The organism is Aequorivita flava (genome assembly GCF_038742595.1).
In the GTDB taxonomy this organism is placed as follows: Bacteria; Bacteroidota; Bacteroidia; order Flavobacteriales; family Flavobacteriaceae; genus Aequorivita; species Aequorivita marisscotiae.
In genome coordinates, this window is the sequence record NZ_JBANCF010000021.1 from 1 (window position 1) to 15,703 (window position 15,703).

The 15,703-nt window shown below is 36.7% G+C and carries 14 protein-coding genes; 9 read left to right on the top strand and 5 right to left on the bottom strand.

Annotated elements, in window-relative coordinates:
* The 8 genes from VZD24_RS14820 to VZD24_RS14855 form a co-directional block, all read left to right on the top strand.
* The coding region (locus VZD24_RS14820) for an Ig-like domain-containing protein (RefSeq protein ID WP_342688822.1) at window positions 1-3,566 on the top strand (3,566 nt) is incomplete at its 5' end.
* A gap of 57 nt (window positions 3,567-3,623) precedes the next feature.
* On the top strand, window positions 3,624-4,565 hold the full coding sequence (locus VZD24_RS14825) for a PorP/SprF family type IX secretion system membrane protein (protein WP_279447281.1): 942 nt from the start codon (window positions 3,624-3,626) through the stop codon (window positions 4,563-4,565).
* 13 nt (window positions 4,566-4,578) lie between these two features.
* Window positions 4,579-6,519, top strand: a complete 1,941-nt coding sequence (locus VZD24_RS14830; RefSeq protein WP_279447282.1) for an OmpA family protein — start codon at window positions 4,579-4,581, stop codon at window positions 6,517-6,519.
* A 191-nt stretch (window positions 6,520-6,710) separates the two neighbouring features.
* Window positions 6,711-8,660, top strand: coding sequence for an OmpA family protein (locus tag VZD24_RS14835; RefSeq protein WP_342688050.1), 1,950 nt, complete (start codon window positions 6,711-6,713; stop codon window positions 8,658-8,660).
* Between the two features lie 106 nt (window positions 8,661-8,766).
* Complete coding sequence (gene idi, locus VZD24_RS14840) at window positions 8,767-9,285, top strand: isopentenyl-diphosphate Delta-isomerase (RefSeq protein ID WP_342688049.1); 519 nt, start codon at window positions 8,767-8,769, stop codon at window positions 9,283-9,285.
* Window positions 9,282-9,692 (top strand): 6-pyruvoyl trahydropterin synthase family protein, encoded by a 411-nt coding sequence (locus VZD24_RS14845; RefSeq protein WP_342688047.1) that lies wholly within the window; start codon window positions 9,282-9,284, stop codon window positions 9,690-9,692. Before idi ends, VZD24_RS14845 begins: the two co-directional genes overlap by 4 nt.
* Window positions 9,692-10,669, top strand: coding sequence for a type I phosphomannose isomerase catalytic subunit (locus VZD24_RS14850; RefSeq protein ID WP_342688046.1), 978 nt, complete (start codon window positions 9,692-9,694; stop codon window positions 10,667-10,669). The genes VZD24_RS14845 and VZD24_RS14850 overlap by 1 nt, the downstream gene beginning before the upstream one ends.
* Before the next feature lie 68 nt (window positions 10,670-10,737).
* Window positions 10,738-11,004, top strand: a complete 267-nt coding sequence (locus VZD24_RS14855; protein WP_279447287.1) for a hypothetical protein — start codon at window positions 10,738-10,740, stop codon at window positions 11,002-11,004.
* On the opposite strand, the gene VZD24_RS14860 is transcribed toward VZD24_RS14855, so the two are convergent.
* From VZD24_RS14860 to VZD24_RS14870, 3 genes are all read right to left on the bottom strand, one after another.
* Window positions 10,999-11,643 (bottom strand): DUF4369 domain-containing protein, encoded by a 645-nt coding sequence (locus tag VZD24_RS14860; RefSeq protein WP_342688045.1) that lies wholly within the window; start codon window positions 11,641-11,643, stop codon window positions 10,999-11,001. The genes VZD24_RS14855 and VZD24_RS14860 overlap by 6 nt on opposite strands.
* A gap of 117 nt (window positions 11,644-11,760) precedes the next feature.
* The gene (locus VZD24_RS14865; protein ID WP_279447290.1) at window positions 11,761-13,098 is read right to left on the bottom strand and encodes a DUF819 family protein; all 1,338 of its coding nucleotides are present in this window, start codon (window positions 13,096-13,098) and stop codon (window positions 11,761-11,763) included.
* A gap of 44 nt (window positions 13,099-13,142) precedes the next feature.
* Window positions 13,143-14,069, bottom strand: coding sequence for an alpha/beta hydrolase (locus tag VZD24_RS14870; protein WP_342688044.1), 927 nt, complete (start codon window positions 14,067-14,069; stop codon window positions 13,143-13,145).
* A gap of 237 nt (window positions 14,070-14,306) precedes the next feature.
* Between VZD24_RS14870 and VZD24_RS14875 the strand changes: the two genes are divergently transcribed.
* A complete protein-coding gene (locus VZD24_RS14875) occupies window positions 14,307-15,083 on the top strand; it encodes a S1/P1 nuclease (protein WP_342688043.1) in 777 nt (258 codons plus the stop codon).
* An 18-nt stretch (window positions 15,084-15,101) separates the two neighbouring features.
* Here VZD24_RS14875 and VZD24_RS14880 read toward each other — a convergent pair whose 3' ends face one another.
* Window positions 15,102-15,452, bottom strand: a complete 351-nt coding sequence (locus tag VZD24_RS14880) for a DoxX family protein (protein ID WP_342688041.1) — start codon at window positions 15,450-15,452, stop codon at window positions 15,102-15,104.
* A 126-nt stretch (window positions 15,453-15,578) separates the two neighbouring features.
* A complete protein-coding gene (locus tag VZD24_RS15275; protein ID WP_373693834.1) occupies window positions 15,579-15,686 on the bottom strand; it encodes a T9SS type A sorting domain-containing protein in 108 nt (35 codons plus the stop codon).
* Window positions 15,687-15,703 lie beyond the last annotated feature (17 nt).

Here is a 15,703-nt window from a genome sequence, read left to right on the forward strand (position 1 = left end):
AGAACCCGGACGGTCCAGCGGGCTCGGAAGTGTTCACGTTGGTAAACGGTCCAACCAATGGTACAGTAGTATTTAATGCCGATGGTACCTATACCTACACACCAGCTTTAGATTTTGTTGGTGCCGATACATTTGAATATCAAGTTTGCGATGGCGGTAACCCAATAGCGTGTGATACGGCCTTCGTTTACATTGAAGTATTGAATACCACATCGGGCAACGATGCACCGATTGCTAATGCGGATACCAATTTAACGGAAGTCGATATCCCGGTAAGCGGAAACGTACTTGTCAACGACTTTGATCCGGACGGCGATCCGATCACAGTAACGGGCAACACAAACCCAGCCAACGGTACGGTAGTAATGAACCCTGACGGAACTTACACCTATACGCCAAACGCAGGATTTGAAGGCCAGGATACCTTTGAATACACCATTTGTGACAACGGCACCCCGCCCTTATGCGATACAGCGGTAGTTACCATCCAGGTAATACCGAACGCCGGCAATATTACCGTTGCCAATGACGATGCGTACTTCGGTATGCCGAATACGGACATTACGGGCAATGTACTGGACAACGATTCAGACCCAGAAGGGGACAACCAATTTGTTGATGTTGCAATAACACCGATAAGCGGTCCGACCAACGGAGTCTTGACGATCAATGCCGATGGTACCTTTACCTATTCACCAAATACAGATTACGGTGGTCCAGATCAGTTTGTGTATGGAATATTTGATGATGGCGCACCAGTTGCTACGGATATTGCAACCGTGTATATCAGCATTGATCCAAATAATGGTGCCAATGAGATATTTGCTATCGATGATATTAACAACACTCTAATGAATTTACCAGTAGGTGGGGATGTATCCACCAACGACCTGAACCCGGACGGTCCAGCAGGAACGGAAGTGTTTTCATTAGTTAATGGTCCAACCAGTGGTACAGTAGTATTTAATGCCGATGGTACATACATTTATTCACCGGCACTAAATTTCGTTGGAACAGATAACTTTGAGTATCAAGTGTGCGATGGTGGAAACCCAATAGCCTGTGATACGGCAATCGTTACAATTGAAGTTGTTAGACCAACAGTAGATAATGATCCGCCAGTTGCTAATAATGATACTAATATAACTTTAGTAGATGTTCCCGTAAGCGGAAATGCTCTTGTAAACGATTTCGATCCAGATGGCGATCCTATATCAGTAACCGCTAATACCAATCCAACCAATGGTACGGTTGTAATGAATCCTGACGGAACTTACACCTATACTCCTAATGCTGGTTTTATTGGAGTTGATACTTTTGAGTACACCATTTGCGATAATGGCACCCCGGCACTTTGTGATACCGCAATAGTTACCATTTATATTATAGATTCTAATGTAAATATAACGGTGGCGAATGACGATGCCTATAATGGCGAATTAAACACAATTATTTCTGGCAATGTACTAGATAATGATACTGATCCGGAAGGAGATAATCAAACAGTAGACGTTACAATTAGTCCAATTAGCGGACCATCAAATGGTACGTTGGTTATTAATGCTGATGGTAGTTTCCAATATACGCCAACAACAGATTTTATAGGAACCGATCAATTTGTATATGGTATTTTCGACGATGGTAGTCCAGTGGCAACAGACAGAGCAACAGTTTATCTACTTGTACAGAAAACACCTGCTCCTGCAATAGCAGTAGTGAAAACGGGCGTTGTTAACGACGAAAATCAAGATGGTTGTGCAAATGTTGATGAAACTATTTCTTATACATTCACGGTTACAAATGAAGGTAACGTTCCTTTAAGTGCGATCGCAATTACAGATCCGCTATTGGAAGCGCCAAATCCAGTTGTTCCTATTGTTTTAGTTTCAGGCGATGACGGTGATGGAATACTTCAAGAAACTGAAACTTGGATATTTGAAGCAGATTATGCACTTACACAAGCAGATATTGATGCAGGACAAGTAATAAACCAAGCTACAGTACAAGGAACCGATCCAGACTTAACAGTAGTAAGCGATCTTTCTGACGACGATAGCGTACTTGAAGACGATCCAACAGTAACTGTAGTGTGCCAAAACCCAGTAATTGCTCTTATAAAAACAGGAGTACTTAATGATACTAATGGTGATGGTTGTGCAAATGTTGATGAAACTATTGATTATAGTTTCAAAGTATTCAACCTTGGAAATGTGACTTTGACAAACGTTACAATAACCGATCCATTAGTTAGCGTAGTAGGAGGGCCAATTACTATGGCACCTAATACTACAGATGAAACAACTTTTACCGCATCATATACAATTACACAAATTGATATAGATGCCGGATTTGTTGAGAATCAAGCTACCGTAACAGGTACTGATCCGTTAGGAAATACTGTAAGCGATCTATCTGATGATGATAGTGAGTTTGAGGATGATCCAACTGTTACCGTACTGTGTCAGGATCCTTCAATTGCTTTAATTAAAGCAGGGGTTCCAAACGACGAAAATGGTAATGGATGTGCAGACCTTGGAGAAACAATTTCGTATAACTTCAGTGTTAAAAATACTGGAAACGTTATATTGACAAATGTTTTAATAGTTGACCCAATGGTAGCTGTAGTTGGAGGACCAATTACTCTAGCCGCTGGAGAAGAGGATACTACCACTTTCACAGCAGTTTATACTATAACGCAAACCGATATAGATACAGGGTCTATTGAAAACCAAGCTACTGCAGAAGGAACTGCACCAAATGGCGACCAAGTATTTGATCAGTCTGACGATGACAGTTATCTTGAGAACGATCCAACAATAACAGTTGTGTGCAACAACTTGTCAATTGGTCTTGAAAAAACCGGTGTATTCAATGATGAAAACGATAATGGCTCATCAGATGTGGGTGAATCAATTTCATACGAATTCACGGTAACCAATACAGGAACGGTAACAATCTACAATATCACAATTGCAGATCCATTACCTGGTATTGAAATTACAGGTGGACCAATAACCCAATTGTTGCCCGGTGAAGTAGATAGTACTACATTTACTGCAACCTATTACATTACTGAAGATGATATAGAAAATGGCGAGGTGGTAAACCAAGCTACCGTTACTGGAGAGGATATAAATGGTAATATTGTTGAAGATGATTCTGATGACCCAACAGATTTAACTAATAATGATAACAATGGAGATGGTGAACCAGATGATCCAACAGTTGTAACACTTCCTTTAGTAGAATCAGTTACCTTTGAAATATTTAACGGTATTACTCCTAATGGAGACGGATTTAATGATTTCTTCCTAATACAAGGAATAAAAGATTATCCTAAAAATAATGTGAAGATTTTCAACAGATGGGGTGTACTAGTATTCGAAACAGATGGCTACGGAGGTTCTACAGATTCTGAGAACGTTTTCAAAGGAGTTTCTGAAGGACGTGTAACTATAGAAGCAAACAAGGAATTACCAACAGGTACTTACTTCTATATTCTTACCTTCCCAGAAGATAATCCTGGTCAGGCGAAATACAATGGATATTTATATATTAACAGATAGAGAAATCAAAAATTTTCCTGGGAGGAATTTCCCTCCCAGGATTAAAAATACATAACTATGAAACACAGTTATCTAACACTACTAATTTTGATTTTACTTGGCACGTTTTCAAGTAAAGCGCAGCAAGACCCACAGTACACTCAATATATGTACAATACGCAGGTGGTAAACCCTGCATATGCAGGAAATCGTGAAGTCTTAAGTTTTGGTTTACTCTATAGAACCCAATGGGTAAATTTTGGAGATGGAGCACCAAATACAGGAACATTTACTGTAAATTCACCTGTGGCCGATAATATGGGGCTAGGTCTATCTGTTGTGAACGATCGTATAGGTCCAGCAATTGAAACCAATTTTAACATAGATTATTCATATAGTATAAATACTTCAGCAGATGCCAAATTATCATTCGGTCTTAAAGCTGGTTTAGACATTCTGGATGTAGATTTTTCAAAACTAAATATATACGACCCCAATGACCCCTATTTTCAAGAAAATAATATAGACAATAAACTACAACCCCAAATAGGAGCTGGTGTATATTATAATACCGAAAGATTTTATGCTGGACTTTCAGTACCAAATTTTTTAACAACAAAACATTTTGACACCGGCAGTATTGAAAATACCCAAGTTGAAACTACCGCCGCCGAACGCATGCACTACTTTCTAATTGCGGGTTATGTATTTGATATTAGCGACGACTTAAAGTTCAAACCTGCAGCGCTCGTAAAACTTGTTAGTGGGTCGCCCCTACAAGCCGATTTATCTGCAAACTTTTTATTGTACGATAAACTTACTTTAGGAGCTGCCTATAGATGGAGCGCAGCAATGAGTGGGCTAGTTGGTTTTCAGGCCACAGAGAATATATTTATAGGTTTTGGATATGATTACCAAACAACCGATATAGAAGCTTATAGCGATGGATCTTACGAAATTATGTTTCGCTTTGAATTATTCAACAGACCAGAGCGCGTATTAACTCCAAGATTCTTCTAAAATTATAAAGACTATGAATACATTATTACGCAACATATTTATTTTCGCTTTAATTTTGCTCACCTCCGGTAGCGCTATTTCTCAAAAAAAGGATATTCAAAAAGCAAACAAAAAATTTGATAGATATGCGTATATAGATGCGCGTGAAATCTACTTAAAAGTAGTTGAGGATGGCTACGAATCTGCGCAAATTTTTCAAAATTTAGGAGATACCTATTATTTTAATAGTGAATACGGCAACGCAGCAAAGTGGTATCTTAAACTCGTAAATAAATATCCAGATGAAGCACAACCAGAGTATTTTTACAAAGCTGCGCAATCACTTAAGAGTTTGGGTAGGTACCAAGAAGCAGATGCATTATTACAAGACTATATAGCAAAAGGAGGAACTACCTTTATAGTAAAAACATACAATGACGATCCGGAATACTTAAAAAGTATAGTTTTTGATTCCAAGGAAATAGATATTGAAAAAGTTGCGGTTAATTCGCCAACTTCAGACTTTGGACCAGCATTCTATATGAATAATAGAATAATATATGCCTCAGCAGGAGAAAATGTAATCCCTAAATTTGACGACTGGACCGAAGAACCATATTTAGACCTCTTTATTGCAGATAGAGGCTCCGATGGCCAGTTGAGGAATTCCGTGCGTGTTGGGGGTGATGTAAACTCCGAATATAACGAATCAACACCATTTTTTACGAAAGATGGAAATACGATGTTTTTTACAAGAAATAGAATTATAGAAGGAAAAAAAGACTTCGATAAATCCAATAAGTTTAAAACCCTCCGACTAACCATCTTTAAAGCTACAAGAGCTGGCGAAAACACATGGAGAAATATAATAGAATTGCCATTTAACAGTGAATCCTATTCTGTAGCGCATCCCACCCTGAGTCCCGATGAAAAAAGATTATACTTTGCTTCTGATATGCCCGGAACCCTCGGAATGTCTGATATTTGGTATGTAGATATTCTTGGGAACGATACTTATGGCCCCCCAGTAAATATGGGTCCAGAAATAAATACCGGAGGGAGAGATTCGTTTCCGTTCATTAGCGACAATAACAACCTGTATTTTGCGAGCGACGGTCGTTCGGGAATGGGCGGATATGACGTATTTGTAGTATCTCTCGATGACTCAGGAAAAGCAGTCGGAACTGCGCAACATTTAGGGCCGCCAACCAATAGTGCTAAAGACGATTTCGGTTTTATTATAAACGAAAAGGAGCGGATTGCCTATTTATCTTCTAATAGAGGTGGAAATAGAGGTAGTGCCGATGACGATATCTATTTGCTCAAAGAAGGTTGTAGCATTACCGTAAAAGGTATTGTGTTTGACGTAGACACAAATGAACCATTGGCAGATGCTCAGGTTAGTTTATTAGATAATTTTAATCAATTGGTAAGCCAAACTACCTCAGGAACTGATGGAAGTTATAAATTTATTGCCGGATGTGGAATACAATATATTGTTAGAGGTATCAAGGAAGATTACACACCCTATGAAACATCTATAAAAACACCTTTCATAACAGGTACTGTGGATGTGCCAATTCCACTAAAACGTATTGGCTGTCCGCCAAACGATCTAAATTGTATCTTAGATTTACAGCCAATTTATTTTGATTTTGACAAATCTAATATCAGACCGGATGCCGAAATTGAATTGGCTAAAATACTGGCTGCTTTAAAACAATATGATCAACTAAAAATAAATATTGAGTCGCATACAGATTCACGCGGTAACGACAATTATAACCTTGCACTCTCTGAAAGACGTGCGCAATCCACACTTAAGTGGCTTGTTAAAAAAGGAATTGATAAGAGCAGACTTACTGCTAAAGGATTTGGTGAATCACGACTTATTAATAAATGTTCTAATGGCGTAAAATGTACGGCCGAAGAACACCAATTAAACAGAAGATCTATGTTCATCATACAAGATTGATGTCTGTATTGTAAATAATTAAGGCGTACCCTTAAATCTCCCCGATTTACAACTATAAACCTTTGTAAAAGCGCTACTTATTGCTATAAGTTAGTTGCCATTACATAAATGCCGCTATCCTAAAAAGATAGAGCGGCTTGCTCCCTAGTAATAAGGAATTTAATGTAAAACGTTTTTAAAAACTGCAGTTAATGACTTCACTTAAACAAATATTGTTAATTGGTTTTTTGTTGTTTGCAAATGCTGTGCTTTCGCAAGAAGTGAAAATAGCAAAAGCAAATGAGCAGTTTGATAAATACGGCTATATCAACGCAAGAAAAATCTATCTTAGAGTTGTTGAAAATGGCTACTCATCGGCAGAAATATATAAGAAACTAGGCGATACCTATTATTATAATAGTGATTATGTAAATGCTGAGAAATGGTATTATAAACTTCTTAAAGAATTTCCTGATGCGATAGAAACCGACTATTACTACAGAATTGCCCAAACATTAAAAAGTTCAGGAAAATATCAGGAATCTGAAGCTGTAATGAATATTTTCTTTACTAAAGGTGGCGAAGAAAAGAATATTAAAAAGTTTGATAACGATCCTGAATATTTGCAGAGTTTAGGGGTTCATCCTTTTAAATATGTAATAAATAAAGTTGCCGTAAATACAAAGTTATCTGACTTTAGTCCTATCTATTATAAAGATAAAATAGTTTTTTCCTCCACTGCGAGAAATCGAGATGATTTCAAAAAACACAATTGGAGCAATATGCCATTTTTAGATTTATATGTTGCCGAAATTGATAGCGATGGAGGCCTTTCAAACTCAAGACATCTTGATGGAGACGTAAATACTAAATTTCACGAATCAACACCTGTTTTTACAAAGGACGGTAAAACAATGTACTTTACCAGAAACAACTACCTCGAAGGTAAAAAGGGATTTGATAAAGGCAGGGTTATTAAATTAAAAATACTAAGAGCCGATCTAAAAGTAGGTAAAGACGGTAGTGAGTACTGGGGCGATATAACCGATTTACCATTTAACAGTAATAGTTTTAACAACGCACATCCCGCGTTGAGTCCAGACGGAAAACGCCTCTATTTTGCGTCAGATATGCCAGGTAGCTACGGACGTTCAGATCTTTATCGGGTAGATATAAAGAAGGAAAAGGATAGTACAATTACCTATGGCGTACCAGTAAACCTCGGCCCGGAAGTAAATACAAGATCTCGAGAAACCTTTCCGTTTATTAGTGAAAACAACACTTTGTATTTTGCAAGTGATGGCCATTTTGGTCAAGGTGGGCTAGACATTTATGTGGCAACATTAGATACAGATGGAAGCTTAAAACAAGTTTCCAATTTTGGACCGCCTATTAATACCAAAATGGATGACTTTGGTCTCATAATTAAAGAATCTCAAGGAAGTGGTTATTATACGTCAAATGCCGCAGGTGGTCGTGGCGCTATTGACGACGATATCTATTATTTCTACGAAAAATGTGTAATGACCATCAATGGAATCGTAACTGATATTGATACCCAAGAACTTCTCCCAGGCTCCGAGGTGTCATTGCTCAATGCCGATAACATCGAAATTGAACGAGTAACCGTCGGTGAAGATGCTGCCTTCAGTTTTACAACCGAATGCGATACCAGATATATTATTAGAGCAACAAAAAAACTGTATTTTCCAAAAGAAGAAGTTGTCGAAACACCGGACCAGGGGGGTGTAATAGATTTAAATATTCAATTAAAATTGAAAGATCCGTGCCCACCAAACGATCTAGGATGTATTTTAGAACTTCAGCCTATTTATTTTGATTACGACGAAGACTACATACGCCCAGATGCCGAAATTGAATTGGCCAAAATACTGTATGCTATGGAGCTATACCCTGAACTTGTAATTCATATTGAATCGCATACCGATTCAAGAGGAAGAGATAGTTACAATATGAAACTTTCAGAAAGAAGAGCGCAATCTACTTTAAATTGGATCGTAGAAAAAGGTATAGATGAGTCGCGCTTGACCGCGAAAGGATATGGAGAAACTATGTTAATAAACAACTGCGGAAATGATGCCGAATGTACCGAAGAAGAACATCAATTAAATAGAAGATCAATGTTTATAATACAGGATTAGGCTAACCAAGTTATATTCCTAAAAAGCGTTCAATACGTACTATTGAGCGCTTTTTGCTTTTAATACAGCCGCCCTTTTCGTATTTTTGAACCAAAAGATTTTTAATATGATTGAAGAACAAGTTATCCTGGTGAATGAAAAAGATGAGCAGTTGGGACTTATGCCCAAACAAGAGGCACATGAAAAAGGTGTTCTTCATCGCGCGTTTTCCGTTTTTATTTTTAATCATAAAAATGAATTATTATTACAACAACGCGCATTGCATAAATATCATACGCCCGGACTGTGGACAAATACTTGCTGTAGCCATCAGCGCCACAACGAATCATCGCTGGCAGCAGGGAAAAGGCGCCTTTTTGAAGAAATGGGCTTTACTACCGATTTAAAAGAGACCACCACCTTTATTTATAAGGCCCCGTTTGATAATGGACTTACAGAACACGAATTAGATCATATATTAGTTGGTAGCTTTAACGGAACACCTGAAATAAATCCTGAAGAAGTTGCAGCCTGGAAATGGATGGATCTCGAAGCTGTAAAAACAGATATAGCGCAAAATCCAAACATATATACGGCTTGGTTTAAAATTATTTTCGACAAATTTTACCAACATTTAAAAGTATGAGCCTAACCGTATATAGAAAAGCACATTTTAATGCGGCGCATCGCCTTTTTAGAGAAGAATGGGATGATGCCAAAAATCTTGAAGTTTTTGGAAAATGCAGCAATCCAAATTATCACGGCCATAATTATGAATTAGAAGTGGGCATTTCTGGCGAAATCGATCCTAAAACCGGCTTTTTAATAGATTTAAAAATCTTGCGGGATATTATAAAGGAAGAAGTGGAAGACCCATTCGATCATAAAAATTTAAATCTTGAAGTCCAGGAATTTAAAAACCTTAATCCCACTGTAGAAAACATTGCAGTTGTAATTTGGAAAAAAATTAGAGCTCGAATCGATTCGAAATACGGTATTTCAATAAAACTTTACGAAACTCCACGTAACTTCGTTGTTTATAACGGTAATTAATGATTACAATTTCAACATTATATCCTTTAAAATTTTACCCTATACTGAAGGAAAAAGTATGGGGCGGTACGAAATTGTACGAACTTTTCCATAAAAATTCAAAAGATAATGTAGGGGAGAGCTGGGAGATATCTGGTGTTGAAAATAATATTTCAGAAATTGCAAACGGACCCTTTAAAGGCAAAACTTTAAATTGGTTGTTAGAAAACTATAAAGAAAAATTGGTTGGTGAAAAAGTATATTCAGATTTTGAAAATCAATTTCCATTGCTCTTTAAGTTTATTGATGCTTCCGAAAACCTCTCTGTGCAAGTACATCCCGACGATGCATTAGCTAAGCAACGACACAATTCCTTCGGAAAAACCGAAATGTGGTACATTCTGAATGTTGAAAAAGGAGGTGAACTTATTCTTGGTTTCAACCAAAAAATGGATAAGCAAAAGTATTTAAAATCGCTTTCCGAAAATAAAATTCCGGAAATTCTTAATTCTGAAACCGTTAAAAAAGGTGATGCGTTTATTTTAAATCCAGGTACGGTACACGCCATTGGTGCAGGGGTGTTACTGGCCGAAATTCAACAAACATCAGATATTACCTACCGAATTTACGATTGGGATAGACCAGATACTAACGGCCAAATGCGCCAATTACATACCGATTTAGCATTGGATGCTATCAATTTTAATCCGCCAAAATCAAGAATGACTTACGGACAAGCGAAAAATACTCCTGTGCATATTGGCACTACAGATTTCTTTGTTGTAAATAAACTCGTGCTGTCCAAAAGTTATCGTAAAGACCTAAAATCAATTGCCTCCTTTACGGTTTATATGTGTTTAGAAGGCAGCACAATAATTGAAACAGATGGCTATTCGGAAGAATTAAAAAAAGGTGAAACCATACTTATTCCTGCACAAATAGCTGAAATAAAATTTATTACCAATTCAGCTAGCTTTTTGGAGGTGTACATTCCGTAAATCTTCGTACCTTTGCCCGATTTAAAAAATATTGAAGTAAATAGATACAACAAATAATAAAGAAGAAAATGGCAAACGTAAGAAATTTAAAAAAAGATATTAATTATGTTTTAGGCGATATTATTGAAGCAGTTTATATTTGGGAATTAACCAATGCAGACAAGGATAATAAAAAAGCTGAAGCAATTATTGATGAAGCAATTACAACTTTTGATGAGCTTATTGCTAAGGTAAATCAAAAAGATGTGGAAAATAAAAAGAAACATTTCAAGGAGGTAAATGCCGAACTTGAAACACGTGGTAGAGAAATGATAAACAAAATTAACGCGTTATAAAATAGAATCACTTTTTTTACGCATTTCAATAAAAGACTCCAATTCCTTACCGTATTTGGAGTCTTTTATTTTAGGTGAAAGCGATTGATATACAGTGTCTAAATATTTAAGATTAGAACTGTATGCTTCACTTAAAATTAAATAGGGCGCAACCTCATAATCGCTGTGATTCATTGCAAAATTTATAGTGGTAAAATATTTACTCTTTATTAATGATTGCTGCTTTCTATTTAAATCCATTTCCAGAGAATCATTATTATTGTTGCCTTTTTTAAAGCGTTCTGAAATATATTCAAGATTCTTCGCTACATAACGCTGTCTTAATTTTTCAAACTCTCTAAAAATACTGTCATTGGCCGAACCTTTTACTATGGCTGCGCTACCAAAATTCTTTAAATTAGTTTGAATATGCATCGGATGGTTTTCTGCAAAAAATGCAATCCGATCATCCCGCAAAGTTCCATCTTTTAGTCTAACGTATAAATAATACATTTCTGGACTTTCAATTTTTTCTGAAAATGTAAAATCTGAAAACCCATCAACAATCATCGAATCTACGGTAACCAAGAGCGTGTCATCAAATTTTTGAAGCAATAACGTGCCCTTTTTTAAGCCTTTTACTGTCCCCGTCAGATTCATTTTGTCAGAATCTGTTGAGCAACTAATAAAACTTATAAAAAATATTAAAATAGTAAATAGGTAACGCATGTTAACTTTTTTAAACGGAATGCAAAGATGATATTTTTTTTTAAATATTTATGCACCCGAAGCTAATTGCATCAACACAGTGCATATAATTGCAGCGACGGTGCCAATAGCGTACCCAAAGACGGCTAATAGTACTCCAACCGTCGCCAATGAAGGGTGAAAAGCGGAAGCAACAATTGGTGCCGAAGCTGCTCCTCCAACGTTTGCTTGGCTCCCCACCGCCAAAAAGAAATACGGAGCACGAATCATTTTTGCAACTAAAATCATTAAACCTGCATGCACGGCCATCCATACCAAACCAATTACGATTAACCACATATTTTCAAAAATTAGGGTTAAATCCATCTTCATTCCAATGCTGGCTACTAAAATGTAAATAAATACACTACCAAATTTGCTGGCGCCAGCACCTTCATATGCTTTTGCTTTTGTAAATGATAGTAGAACTCCAATTATAGTAGTTATTGTTATCATCCAAAAGAAACTGGAATCGAGAAAAGTAAATATATTTCGGGTTATTCCTTTAGGTATTTGATTTACAATAGAGGTGAAAAAGCCACTTAAATAATCGGCTCCAAAATGTGCAAAACTCACCGTTCCAAAGGCAATGGCTGCCAATATCATCAAATCCGTTAGAGTTGGATTTCTATCTACTTTTTTAGCATATTCTGAAACTTTATCCTTCAAACCATCTATTGCAGAAGTATCTGCCTTTAGCCATTTATCAATCTTTGCAGATTTTCCAATTCCGAAAAGAATAATTGCCATCCAGATATTTGCCACTACAATATCTACAAATACCATCCCTCCGTATAATTTTTGGTTGTAGCCGTAAATTTCAAGCATTGCAGTTTGGTTGGCACCACCGCCAATCCAACTACCTGCTAATGTTGAGAGTCCGCGCCAAACAGCGTCGGCACCTTCGCCACCTACTGCTTCTGGATGTATAGAGCCAACAATCAATACAGCCAACGGGCCGCCAAGTACAATCCCGATGGTTCCCGCAAAAAACATAATAAGAGCCTTCGGACCCAGATTTAAAACGCCTTTTAAATCTATGCTTAGAGTCATTAACACCAAGGCAGCAGGTAATAAATACCGGCTGGACATATAGTATAAACTTGTACTGCCAGTAGTAGCTTCGCCAGTATCTGCGACGGTGGTCCATTCTGGCGAAATAACGCCCGCAGTAGTCAATAATGCAGGGAGGAAATAAGCCATAAATAACGCGGGAACAATACCGTAGAATTTATTCCAAAATCCTTCTTTGCGCGAAGACGTGTAAAAAATAAAGCCCAAGGCTAGCATTAATATTCCAAAAACTATCGTGTCATTGGTAAAAAGGGGAGTGGTATCCTTTAAAATTTCGGCAGTAGTATCTTGCATTTTTGATGGTTTTGCTGCAAAATACAATTATTTTTTAATTTCAATTATTTTTTAATAAAATCGCTAATAATACTAATTAATTTAGGCATTACCGGCAGGTTATAAATATTATACGACTTGCTGTTCTCCAGGTCGTTACCTTCAATTTCTTTAAAGATATGATTCATCTTGGGAATAATTTCATATTTGGCATCGGGCTTTGCAGTCTTTAGTAATTCTGCTTCCGAAAGTTGAACCTGAATATCTTTTTCACCATTAATAAGTAAAACGGGAATCTTCAATTTTTGAATTTCTATTTTGGGATTGTACTGCATCCAAGTATAAATAAAAGGCTGAATTTCCTTTCGAAAAATTGAAGCCAATCCAGGACTGTAATTAGACGCCACACCATTGGCCCGAAGATCATCGAATGAAGAACGGGCATTATCAACCAAGCCTGGTGCTTGCTCCGCTAGTTGCGCTACAATTACGTCATCAATTTCCTGCCCCGCACCAGCTATAGAAATAAATCCGGCAGCGCCATTTTGTGCAGCTATCATTCCTACGAGCGACCCTTGACCGTGCCCAATGATATATATTTTTGAAAATCGTGGATCTTTTTTGAAATATTCAAGAATGGCAATTGCATCAGTAATAAAATCGTCAAATTGAATGTTTCTTTCGTTTAGCGCCCGGCTCTTCATTTGTTTTACAATTCTTTTATCGTATCTAAACGAAGCAATTTGGTTTTGGTAAAGGCCTTCGGCTAAATATTTTAAAGCATTGTTTACCATCATTTGTTGGTTTCCGTTTCTATCCGTGGGACCGCTATCACCAACAATAATAGCTAATACCGGTTCTTCAATATTTTCAGGAACCATTAACGTTCCATCAATAAGAGGTGTAATGCTAAGATTTTCGGTATGGTATTTATTAGTTTGGGCATTAACTATTCCTATAGAAAAAAGGAAAAAGATTAAACAATGTTTCATTTTAAGATGTGTTTTTACACTTTGGTATCATGCGTTTCTTTAACAAATAAATTCACTTAATATTGCTTTTCAGTTTTATTAAATTATAGTATTTGGGGCTATTTTACAGGTTTTTAAAAGTAGTGAAATGCATCAAATAAAAATTATTTTCTTTTTTTAATCGGCAGGAATCACTTTTGAATTTATGGATGCTATCTTTGCTGCGATTGAAATTGAAATATATAACGACATTTAAATATGAAAAAAGCAGTTTTAGTTTTGTTGGTAGTATTGTTTTCGAACGGACTTTTTGCCTCGGAAGATTGGGGGAAAACAGGTCATCGCGCGGTGGGTGAAATTGCCGATGATTACTTGAGTAGAAAAGCCGAAAAGGAAATTTTAAAATTGTTGGATGGCCATTCGTTGGCATTTGTTGCAAATTATGGCGATGATATAAAAAGCGACCGTAATTTTGATATGTACCGTCCTTGGCACTATGTAAGTTTTCCTTTTGGTGAAAAATACGAAACCTATCCTAAAAGTGAAAAAGGCGATATTATTCAAGGTATAAAAAAATGTGTTGCTGTTTTAAAAGATAAAAACAGCTCTAAAGAAGACAAGGTTTTTTATCTTAAAATGTTAGTACATTTTATGGGAGACCTTCATCAACCATTGCATATTGGTTTGGCCGAAGATAAGGGCGGAAACGATTTTCAGGTTCGTTGGTTTAAGGATGGTTCAAATTTACATACAGTATGGGATTCAAAAATGATTGATTTTTACGATATGTCTTATAGCGAATTAGCCAAGAATACAGATGTGCTTTCAAAGCAACAAATAGAAGCCGTTAAGAAGGGTACCGTAATAGATTGGATGTACGAAAGTCGGGAAATTTGCGAAAATATCTATCAAAACACCGAAGTGGGTGAAAAGCTAGGATACAATTATATGTATAAATATATGGATGTGTTGCGTTTTCAGCTTCAGAAAGGCGGGATACGATTGGCAACAGTTTTAAACGAAATTTTTAATTAATTTCTAAAGTTGTTTTTACTACGTATATAAATACGCCCAGTACATGAGCCCAAGCTGTAGTGGCAACCTAACAATAAGCAACCATTTAGGAAGTTTCATCGCGGCCTTTTCATTTTGAAGCATATAAATATGCACGGGAATAAACGCAAATAGCATTACAATAATACCCCAAGCGGCCTCAATTTGTGTGTTTTTATTAAGCAACATAAATCCGAGTATCATTTCAATAATACCGCTCAGCACTACGATTGTACCATGAGCAGGAATGTAAGGTGGCAAGACGCGTTCGTAGAGTTTAGGTTTTCGAAAGTGATTCATTCCGGCAAGCACTAAAAGTACGCCCAGTAAATATTGATGCCAAGGTAACATAGCTTAATTTTAATTTTTAAAAGTAATCTTTTTGAAACTTTTACCAACCTAGATATTCTTAAAAAGTGAAAGCCTTTCTATTTTTTAGAAAGGCTTTCTTTTTTAATTACTTATTTATGATAAAAATTAGTCTTTAATCAAGCGCTTAACAGTGCTTGCTTTTTCACCAATAATCTGTACCATATAAACGCCAGCCGCGAGCGATGAAACATCTACCGCTTTTTCACCCTGCATAGTGCGAAGGTCTATCT

Bases quoted from the DNA above. Each gene is read 5' to 3' on its own strand.
- VZD24_RS14825 (WP_279447281.1), top strand. From the start codon at position 3,624: ATGAAACACAGTTATCTAACACTACTAATTTTGATTTTACTTGGCACG.
- VZD24_RS14830 (WP_279447282.1), top strand. From the start codon at position 4,579: ATGAATACATTATTACGCAACATATTTATTTTCGCTTTAATTTTGCTC.
- VZD24_RS14835 (WP_342688050.1), top strand. From the start codon at position 6,711: ATGACTTCACTTAAACAAATATTGTTAATTGGTTTTTTGTTGTTTGCA.
- idi (WP_342688049.1), top strand. From the start codon at position 8,767: ATGATTGAAGAACAAGTTATCCTGGTGAATGAAAAAGATGAGCAGTTG.
- VZD24_RS14845 (WP_342688047.1), top strand. From the start codon at position 9,282: ATGAGCCTAACCGTATATAGAAAAGCACATTTTAATGCGGCGCATCGC.
- VZD24_RS14850 (WP_342688046.1), top strand. From the start codon at position 9,692: ATGATTACAATTTCAACATTATATCCTTTAAAATTTTACCCTATACTG.
- VZD24_RS14855 (WP_279447287.1), top strand. From the start codon at position 10,738: ATGGCAAACGTAAGAAATTTAAAAAAAGATATTAATTATGTTTTAGGC.
- VZD24_RS14860 (WP_342688045.1), bottom strand. From the start codon at position 11,643: ATGAATCTGACGGGGACAGTAAAAGGCTTAAAAAAGGGCACGTTATTG.
- VZD24_RS14865 (WP_279447290.1), bottom strand. From the start codon at position 13,098: ATGCAAGATACTACTGCCGAAATTTTAAAGGATACCACTCCCCTTTTT.
- VZD24_RS14870 (WP_342688044.1), bottom strand. From the start codon at position 14,069: ATGAAACATTGTTTAATCTTTTTCCTTTTTTCTATAGGAATAGTTAAT.
- VZD24_RS14875 (WP_342688043.1), top strand. From the start codon at position 14,307: ATGAAAAAAGCAGTTTTAGTTTTGTTGGTAGTATTGTTTTCGAACGGA.
- VZD24_RS14880 (WP_342688041.1), bottom strand. From the start codon at position 15,452: ATGTTACCTTGGCATCAATATTTACTGGGCGTACTTTTAGTGCTTGCC.
- VZD24_RS15275 (WP_373693834.1), bottom strand. From the start codon at position 15,686: ATGCAGGGTGAAAAAGCGGTAGATGTTTCATCGCTCGCGGCTGGCGTT.